This window comes from bacterium (assembly GCA_036524115.1).
Taxonomy (GTDB): Bacteria; JAUVQV01; JAUVQV01; order JAUVQV01; family DATDCY01; genus DATDCY01.
On sequence record DATDCY010000004.1, the window covers coordinates 1 to 8,577 of the forward strand.

At 71.1% G+C, this 8,577-nt stretch carries 7 protein-coding genes; 4 read left to right on the forward strand and 3 right to left on the reverse strand.

Annotated features, from left to right (window positions below; all coding sequences use genetic code 11):
• On the forward strand, positions 1 to 2,202 hold a 2,202-nt coding region (locus VI078_00200), incomplete at its 5' end, for a cytochrome c3 family protein (GenBank protein ID HEY5997707.1).
• 141 nt (positions 2,203 to 2,343) lie between these two features.
• Here VI078_00200 and VI078_00205 read toward each other — a convergent pair.
• The 3 genes from VI078_00205 to VI078_00215 all read right to left on the reverse strand — a co-directional run bounded on the left by VI078_00205 (position 2,344) and on the right by VI078_00215 (position 5,208).
• Positions 2,344 to 3,987, reverse strand: coding sequence for a hypothetical protein (locus VI078_00205; GenBank protein ID HEY5997708.1), 1,644 nt, complete (start codon positions 3,985 to 3,987; stop codon positions 2,344 to 2,346).
• Between the two features lie 155 nt (positions 3,988 to 4,142).
• A complete protein-coding gene (locus tag VI078_00210) occupies positions 4,143 to 4,700 on the reverse strand; it encodes a TlpA disulfide reductase family protein (GenBank protein ID HEY5997709.1) in 558 nt (185 codons plus the stop codon).
• A gap of 13 nt (positions 4,701 to 4,713) precedes the next feature.
• A complete protein-coding gene (locus tag VI078_00215) occupies positions 4,714 to 5,208 on the reverse strand; it encodes a TlpA disulfide reductase family protein (protein ID HEY5997710.1) in 495 nt (164 codons plus the stop codon).
• Positions 5,209 to 5,375: 167 nt separating this feature from the next.
• On the opposite strand from VI078_00215, the gene VI078_00220 reads away from it, so the two are divergent.
• The 3 genes from VI078_00220 to VI078_00230 form a co-directional block, all read left to right on the forward strand.
• Positions 5,376 to 6,467: an SUMF1/EgtB/PvdO family nonheme iron enzyme gene (locus tag VI078_00220; protein HEY5997711.1), complete on the forward strand. Its 1,092-nt coding sequence runs from the start codon at positions 5,376 to 5,378 to the stop codon at positions 6,465 to 6,467.
• 230 nt (positions 6,468 to 6,697) lie between these two features.
• Positions 6,698 to 7,669, forward strand: a complete 972-nt coding sequence (locus VI078_00225) for a glycosyltransferase family 2 protein (GenBank protein ID HEY5997712.1) — start codon at positions 6,698 to 6,700, stop codon at positions 7,667 to 7,669.
• Positions 7,670 to 7,676: 7 nt separating this feature from the next.
• Positions 7,677 to 8,577: hypothetical protein (locus VI078_00230; protein HEY5997713.1), on the forward strand; the 901-nt coding region annotated here is incomplete at its 3' end.

Genomic DNA, 8,577 nt, shown 5'->3' on the forward strand with positions numbered 1-8,577 from the left:
GCCGCCGCGGCCCTTGCGGCCGCCTCGCTGGCGCTGTTCGCCGCCCGCGGCGCGCAGGGCGGGGTCGCGGGGACCGCCCACGACCTCGGGGGGGACGCCGGGGGCACCTGCGCGGTCTGCCACCTGCCGCACAAGGCCGCGGGCGAGAAGCTCTGGCCGACCGACATGAGCGGCAAGAACCGCTACGGGGTGATCGGCGCGCTCTGCTACTACTGCCACGGCCCCGGCGACGCGGGCGGGTCGGGAATCATCGCCTCGAACCTCGCGAACGTCTGGGACGAGCACTCCCATGGGCGCGCCGCCGGGCGAAACCCGGACGGGGAGGCTGCCTCCGACATGACGCTGCCGTACGTAGCGGAGGCCGCGGGCGGAGAGTTCGAGTGCACGACCTGCCACAACGTGCACGACGACGGGTTCCGCCCCTTCCTCTGGGACTCGATGGACCGGCTCTGCCTGCGCTGCCACCCGCGCCGCAACTTCGTGGGCGGCCAGGAGTCCGCGGAGCCCGGGGAGTGGGGGACGTCGTACTTCGGGGCCACCAACCCGGGCAGCCACCCGCTTGGCACCGACGTGCCCGGGCCGCTGCGGCAGACTGCCCCGGTGGACGCGAGCTTCGCCGCGCTGGGACTGCTCGCGTGGGACGCCGGCGCCCCCGGGACGCACAACCTCGGCCCGCACCTGGTGGGTGGCGCGACGACGACCGGGGCCGGCGGCGGAGGCGTCGGGTGCAACACCTGCCACGCCGTGCACGGCAGGTACCCGGAGGGCGGGACCGAGACGCCGCCGACGGAGGACCTGCTCGCCGTCCCCCAGGGGGCCGACGCGGCCGGGCATGCCAACGGGGCGGGCGGGGCTTCCAGCGCGCTGTGCGAGAGCTGCCACCGCGGGCCGCAGCCGGCGGGGTACGCCGGCGCGGCGTGGCCGAATCCGGGCGGCATGCCCTTCACGCATCCGGTGGACGACTTCGACGCGCTGGGCGAGCGCGGCGTCACGGCGCTGCCGGCCGGGTGGCCGGCGGGCGGGAACTCGACCGCCGTCATGCAGCCGAACCTCGTCTGCGGTTCCTGCCACCTGCCGCACCCGCTCGCGGCGTTCACGGCGCAACCGGAGGCGCCGCCGCGCGGCGACGGCCTCGGGACGCCGCTGCTGCGCGACGAGACGACGGCGATCTGCGCCGACTGTCACACGCAGGGTTTCGGCCTCCACCACCCCGTCGGGGCGGGGCTGATGGGGGGAGGGCGGTTCCGCGACGTCTTCATCGGGAACCAGGACGACGACCTGACCTGCGACGACTGCCATGTCGCCGGCGGCGCGCACAACTGGCCGGTCCCCGGGATGCCGGGCCTCGACCCGGACTGGCGGCCGAAGGACCCCTCGCTCTCGGCCACGCAGCCCTCGGACAACGGCCGCATCGCGGAGGCGAAGGGCGAGCGGTTCCTCCTGGAGCGCTCGCTCGAGTGCTTCCGCTGCCACACGGACTCCGGGTCCCGCTTCACCCCGACGCGGGGCAGGGAGGGCGGCCGGCACGAGAACCAGCAGTACCAGGCGCTCGGCGACGGGAGCCACTTCCTCGGCAAGACGAAGCTCGACTTCGCGCAGGGGCGCGTCAACGGGAACCCGTGGAACGCGAAGACCGACCGCTGGCCCGTCGGCGGGCAGTCCCGCTTCGGGGGCACCTCCGACGAGCCGGTCCTGGTCTGCGAGTCCTGCCATTCCCTGCAGGGGACGTCGGTCGCCCCGGAATCGTCGCTGCTCATGGAGGAGTACACGGAGGGGGCGGTCGTGGACAGCAACCCGCTCTGCGAGGCCTGCCACGGCAGGGGGTCCAGCAAGGGGGGCAACCACCCGATGACCGGGGATCCGGTCAGCTTCGCCGTGGATTCGGGCCGGGAGCAGCAGACGCTCAAGACCACCGGCGGGCCCTTCCGCATCCCGGAGAACCCCAACGGGACGGGGGCGAACACGCCCAACGCGCCCACCGGGCCGGCGACCTACCCGCGCGCCGACGCGATGAACTGCGACTCCTGCCACCAGACCCACGACGCATCGGCGGCGACCATCATCCTGGAGGTCAGGTCGGCCGACATCAAGCAGGTCGGACCGCTGCTCACGCTGCCGCTGTACGACCAGTGGGAGGTCCCGGACGCGGAGGGCACGACCTACGATTATCAGGCGCTCTGCGTGCAGTGCCACGAGAAGTGAGCCGCCGGGCCGGCGGCGCCTGAGGGACGACCCGAAGGGGCGCCCCCCCGCGCGTGTATCGCGGAGCGGCCCCGGAATGAGGAACAGCCCCCGGCCGGTGTCGGCCGGGGGCTGTGAACGGTCAGCCGGTGCGCGCGCCGCCTAGAAGGGATGGCACTTCGAGCAGAGCATCATCGACATCGACATGCCGCCGGCGACGCCGCGCAGCTCGCCCGTGGCGTGCGGGTTGTGGCAGGTCGAGCAGGTGATGCGGCCGAAGGCGTCCAGCGGCAGGTCCTTCGCGATCTTGATGTTCTTGGCCGCCATCTTCTCGGGATCGGGCTTGCCCAGGTGCGGGACGCTCGAGGGATGGTCGAAGATCTCGTGGCAGCGGATGCAGAGGATGACGATGTCGCCCTTGAACTTGACCTGCTGCGTGATGCCCGCCTTGAGCTTGTCGATGTCCGGCTTGGTCTGGTGGCAGAACTCGCACCCCTCGAGGTTGTTGATGCGCTCGTGCGGGTTCAGCGACGCGAACTCCTCCTGCCGGTGGCAGTTCCAGCAGACCTCGTTGCGGGTCTTGTAGGGCGCGCCGCGCAGGAAGTTGGGGTTGTCCGGGTCGAGCACCGGCGAGTCGCCGCCCGTGTGGCAGGTCAGGCAGGTCAGGCCGCCGGTCTTGCTCAGCGGCCAGTCCTTCGGCATGCGCTCCTTGTAGATGCCGGTGACCTCCTTGAGCGGGTGGGCGTTGGCCTTCGAGAGCCCCGACTCGTGGCAGCGGTTGCAGAGCTGGTTCGGGTCGTCGGTCAGCAGCGGGATCTCCGAAAGCGGCTGCGCCCCGGGGGCGCCCTTGGCGACCTTCGGGCGCACCTTGTGGCAGGCCTCGCAGAAGGCCTTCATGAAGTGCGGCCGCACGCGCGTCGACTTGAGCGCCAGGGTGACGAAATCCTTGCGCAGGAACTTCTCCTCGCCGGTGCCGCCGTGCGGGTTGTGGCAGGAGACGCAGGTGAAGGCCCCGCCGATCATCGGCAGGTTGGCCTTGGCGATGTCGTCCTTGAGGTTCGGATCGGCGAAGGGGTTGACCAGCAGGAAGTGCCCGCCGCGCGTGGCGGCGTGGCAGAAGTCGCACAGCTCCACGGGGTTCTTGGTGAACTGGACCTTCTCGCCTTCCTTCGGCTCCTTGCCGTGGCAGAAGGAGCAGGCCTTCTTGTTCGTGTCCGCGACGGCCTTGCCCTGGTGCGGGCTCTTCTGCTTGAGGCCTTCGCCGTGGCAGGAGCGGCACATGTCGCGCCGGTCCCTGAACTTGGCCTTCTTGACGTCCTCCGGGTCGGACGATGCCGGGAAGCCGCGCAGCAGCTTGAGGCCCGCGGTCTTGGTGTGGATGAAGTGGCACGTCGAGCAGACGACGGTGCCCTTGTTCGCGCCGACCTTCTCCAGCGGGAACATCGCCGGGACGGTGACCTTCGGGGTCGCCTTGGTCGGGTCCCGGTTGATGGGATGGACGTTGTCCGACGGGTCGTGGCAGCTCATGCAGAGGTCGACGTTGCCCTTGTCTGCGTTCTTGAACTTCACGGTGTCGGCCGTCGCGTCCTTCGGCGGCGTGCCCTCGTGGCAGTCGCCGCAGTCAAGGTCGCTGTGGGGGTTCGGCCGGTCGTAGACGTCCGCCTCCTTCTCCTTGGCGGTGTCGAGCTTGAGGCCCTGGGCCGCGAGCGGGGCCGCGGCGAGACAGAGCGCGAGCCCGGCGGCGATGCACCCGACCAGGACGCGTGCTCGTGCGTGTTCGGTGTCGGACCGCGACCTCTTTCCCATTCCCAATCTCCTCCGTTCGCAAGTGAAAATTCGCGTGCCGATACTAGGTAACGCAACTGTAATTGTCAACAGCGGGACGGCGCGCCGCGGGAGCGGCGATACCGCGCCGGCGGTGGACTGGAACCCGCCGGCGGCGGGAGAGCGAGCGGGCGCCTCTAGCGCGCCTGCGCAACGACTGCGGCCAGCTCGTCGGGGTTGAGCGGCCCGTAGTGCCCGTAGGCGATCGTCCCGTCGCGGTTGATCAGGTAGAGCGCCGGCGTCGCCCTGATCTTGTAGGCGGTGTCGATCTGGAATTCCTTTTTGACGACGCTGCCGTCCTCGGCCTTCTTCTCGACCTTGTTCAAGAGGATCCGCACCGTCGGGAAGCCCTTGGCCTTCGCCGCCGGCTTGAGGCTCCTGGCTCGGTTGGCCTCGTCGAGGTTCACCGCGAGGATCTGCACCTTGTCCTCGAACTTCGACTTCTCCTGCTCGATGATCGGCAGCTCCTCCATGCACGAGCCGCAGAAGAGCGAGAAGAAGACGAGCATCACCGGCTTCTCCTTGAGCGCTTCGGCGAGGACGAACGGCTTCCCGTCGGCGTCCTCGGCGGAGAACTGCGGCGCCGCCGAGCCCACCGGCAGCGTCTCGGCGTCGATCGCGGCGGCGGTGGGCGGGCGCAGCGCCAGCAGGGTGAAAGCGATCACAAGGGCGAGGGAGCCGACGCGGGAGCGCATTCTGGCGGTCCTCCTATTTTCCCGGGAGGAGCTTCTTGACGAACTCCTCCATCTCGACTTCGAAGCCGGGCTTGTACCCGACGTGGAACAGGGCGACCTTGCCCGTCGTGTCGACGACGATCGTCGTCGGCAGGATGCTCACCCCGAGCAGCGCCTTGATCTGCATCTTGGCGTCGATGATGTTGGGGTAGGTGACCTTGAACTCGAGCCCGTCGAGGAACTTCTTGACGCGCGCCACGCCGTAGGAGTCCATGTCGATGCCGATGCACTGCAGCCCCTGGTCCTTGAGCTTGTCGTACATCTTGACGACGTGCGGCATCTGCGCCACGCAACTCGAGCAGTAGATCGACCAGAACTCGATGAAGATCACCTTCTTGCCGATCGCCTTGGTGTCGATCATGGCCCCTGACATGTCCGGGGCGACAAAATGCGGGAAGGGATCGCCCGCCTTGAGCGCGTGCGCCGTGCCGGGCAGCGCGAGGAGAACACACGCGGCCGCCGCCGCCATTCGAAGCCGCCAGATCCGAGCTGCACACACTGTCCGACCTCCCCCTGGGCGATTGCCAAGCGGGCCACCGGCCCGAACCTGCTGGAACATATAGGCATCCAAAAAGCATGTCAAGGTTCGCTCAGGCGGTCTTCCCGGCGGGCGCCGGGGGAAAGGCGGGTCGCTCGATGGGAAATCTCCTCGGTGTCGGAGGGGCGTCGGCGCGGGCCGTCGGCGTCGGGGCGCTCGCGGTCGTGCTCGTCGCCGGGGCGTGCGCGCATGGAGGCGCAGGCGGGGCGGCGGCCGGCACCGACGGAGCACCCCGGACGGCCAGGCAGGCGGCGCAGATGGCGCAACCGGCACAGATGGGACCGACGGCCCCGGCGGCGTCGGTGCCCGCGGCCGCACCGGCGGCAAAGGCGCTGTTGCGCGAGGCGGCGCCGGCGCGCCCGACCCAGCCGCCGCCTGAAAGCGCCGAGCAGCGGCAGGCGCGCCTCGAGGCGCTGTGGGCGCGCCTGGGGCTGCAGTTCGTCGCCGTGCCCGCGGGCGAGTTCACGATGCAGGCCCCGGGAGCGAAGGAGAAGCCGCGCGTCGAGCGGGTGACGGCCTTCTTGCTGGCGCGGGACGAGGTCACGGTGGGGCAGTTCCGCCAGTTCGTCGAGGCAACCGGGTACCGCACCGCCGCCGAGGCGGACGGCGGCTGCCGCCAGATCGCCGGCGACCATTGGGAGACCGGGCGCGGTGCCACGTGGCGCAGCCCCGGCTTCCCGCAGGGGGACGACCACCCGGTGGTCTGCGTCTCGTGGGCGGACGTCAAGGCCTTCTGCGACTGGGCAGGCGTGCGGCTGCCGAGCGAGGTGGAGTGGGAGTACGCCGCGGGCTGGGGCGAGCCGCGCACCGCCTACAGCTGGGGCGACGGCAGGCCGGAGGGGAGGCTCTCGGGCAACCTGGCCAGCGAGGAGGCGCGCCGCGTGCTGGGCCTGAGCTGGGCCGGGCAGGGCATCAGCTTCGGGCACGACGACGGGTACGTCTACACCGCGCCCGTCGGCAGCTACGAGCCCAACCGGCTGGGACTTCGCGACATGACCGGCAATGTCCTGGAGTGGACCTCGACGCGCTGGAAGGTCTCGCCCTCGCCGGGCACCGGCAACGCCTTCGCCGTGCGCGGCGGGTCGTGGCAGTCGATCGCCTCGAACGCCCAGGTGGCGAGCGCCTCCTGCTATTACTGGTACAACAAGAGCGATTTCGTCGGTTTTCGCGTGGCGCGCGACGCGCCCTAGCGGGCGGGCCCAGGCCTCCGGCGGCGCGCGAGCGGCGCGATCGCGGCCGATCGCGGCCGCCGTCCTTGACATCGCCCCCCCGTGCCGGGAGAATCCACACGCTGCGGACGGCGGCGCCGCCGCGGGGAGCGTCGAGCCAGTCGGCCCGTCGGCGACGGAAGCTGGGGGAAGCGCCCATGACGGGCAGGTCCGGGTCTTCTGTGGCGGGTGCCGGCTGGGAGCGATTGCAGGTGGCGGTGGTCATACCCTGCTACCGCGTGCGCGAGACGGTGCTCGCCGTCGTCCGCGCCGTCCCCCCGGCGGTGGCGGCGATCTACGTGGTCGACGACTGCTGCCCCGAGGGGAGCGGTCGGCTCGTGCACGAGGGCGTCGGCGACCCGCGCGTCCGGGTCCTCTTCAACGAGCGCAACCTCGGGGTGGGCGGCGCGACGCTCGCCGGCTTCCGGCGGGCGCTGGAGGAGGGCGCGGACGTCATCGTCAAGATCGACGGGGACGGGCAGATGGACCCGGCGCTCCTGCCGCACTTCGTCGCGCCGATCGCCGCAGGGCACGCCGACTACACGAAGGGCAACCGTTTCTTCAACCTCGAGGACGTCGCGGCGATGCCGCGGGCGCGGCTGGCCGGGAACGCCGTCCTGTCGTTCGTCGCGAAGCTCTCCGGGGGGTACTGGAACATCTTCGACCCGACGAACGGCTACGTTGCCATCCATGCCCGCGTCTTCGCGTGGCTGCCTGCCGGCAAGATCGACCCGGGGTACTTCTTCGAGACCGATATGCTCTTTCGCCTCAACACGCTGCGGGCGGTGGTGGCGGACATCCCGATGCGGGCGGTCTACGGCGGCGCGGCGAGCAGCCTGCGGCTGCCGCGCGAGGCGGTGCGCTTCGCCGCCGGCCACGCGCGGAACTTCGCGCGCCGGATCTTTTACAACTATTTCCTGCGGGACTTCAACTTCGCCTCGCTGGAACTGGTGCTCGGCTCCCTCCTGGTGCTCTTCGGCGGCGTCTTCGGGGCCATGAAGTGGTGGCAGGGCTCGGTGCACGACGTCTTCGCCAGCAGCGGGACCGTCATGCTCTCAGCGCTGCCGGTCATCCTCGGCGCGATGCTCCTGCTGGCGTTCATCGGGCACGACATCCAGTCGGTCCCGCGCGACCCGATCCACGGGCGGCTGCCGCGCGGCCCGGCACGACACCGGGCGGGGTGAGCCGGAGGTGAAACGGGGGCGGCTGCTGATCGCGCTCGCCGTGCTGGCGGCCCTGGCGGCCGCGGTCTACGGCGGGACGCTGCGTTACCCGTTCGTCTTCGACGACCACCACACGGTCGTCGACAACCAGAAGATCCGCGACCCGGCCAACGTGCTGAAGTTCTTTGTCATGTCCGACATGCTCGACGAGCGCTACCTGCAGATTGGCTTGTACCGGCCAGTGCTGTTCGCCACCTATGCGCTGAACTACCTCGCCTCCGGCCTCGACCCGGCGCCGTGGCGCCTGACGAACCTCGCGCTCCACGTGGCCGGGTCCCTCCTGCTGTTCCTCGTGCTGCAGCGGCTGTGCGCCCTGCGCGGGAGGGACCCCTGGCCCTGGTCGCTGCTGGCGGCGGCGGCGTTCGCCGCGCACCCCGTGCAGTCCGAGGCGGTCGTCTACAACGCCGCGCGCAGCGCGCTGCTGATGGCGGTGTTCGCCCTCGCGGCGGTCCTGTTGCTGCTGCGCCACCTCGCGACCGGGCGCGGCGCGTGGCTCGCCGGCTCGACCCTGGCCTACGTCCTGGCCGTCTTCACCAAGGAAACGGCGCTGCCGTTCGCCGGCGTGCTCGTCCTGCTCGCGCTCGCCGGCGCGCGCGAGCACGGCTCACCCGTCGCCGGCCGCTGGCGGCTCCCGGCCGCCCTCTTCGGGTCGGTGGCCGTCGGCAACGCCGCGCTGCGGGCCGCGATCATCGCGAACGCACCGCAGCGCTACATCTTCCATTCGGGGACCGGCGCGGGCGACTACCTGGCGCACTGGGCCACGGAGCTCGCGGTGCTCCCGCGCTACCTCGGGCTGGTCGTGGCGCCCTTCGGCCTGAGCGTGGACCACGCCGCGCCCGCCGGCGCCGGGCCCGCCCTCGCGCTGGGCG

Excerpts from the sequence above, each read along its gene's own strand:
- VI078_00205 (HEY5997708.1), bottom strand. The coding sequence starts at position 3,987 with ATGGGAAAGAGGTCGCGGTCCGACACCGAACACGCACGAGCACGCGTC.
- VI078_00210 (HEY5997709.1), bottom strand. The coding sequence starts at position 4,700 with ATGCGCTCCCGCGTCGGCTCCCTCGCCCTTGTGATCGCTTTCACCCTG.
- VI078_00215 (HEY5997710.1), bottom strand. The coding sequence starts at position 5,208 with ATGGCGGCGGCGGCCGCGTGTGTTCTCCTCGCGCTGCCCGGCACGGCG.
- VI078_00220 (HEY5997711.1), top strand. The coding sequence starts at position 5,376 with ATGGGAAATCTCCTCGGTGTCGGAGGGGCGTCGGCGCGGGCCGTCGGC.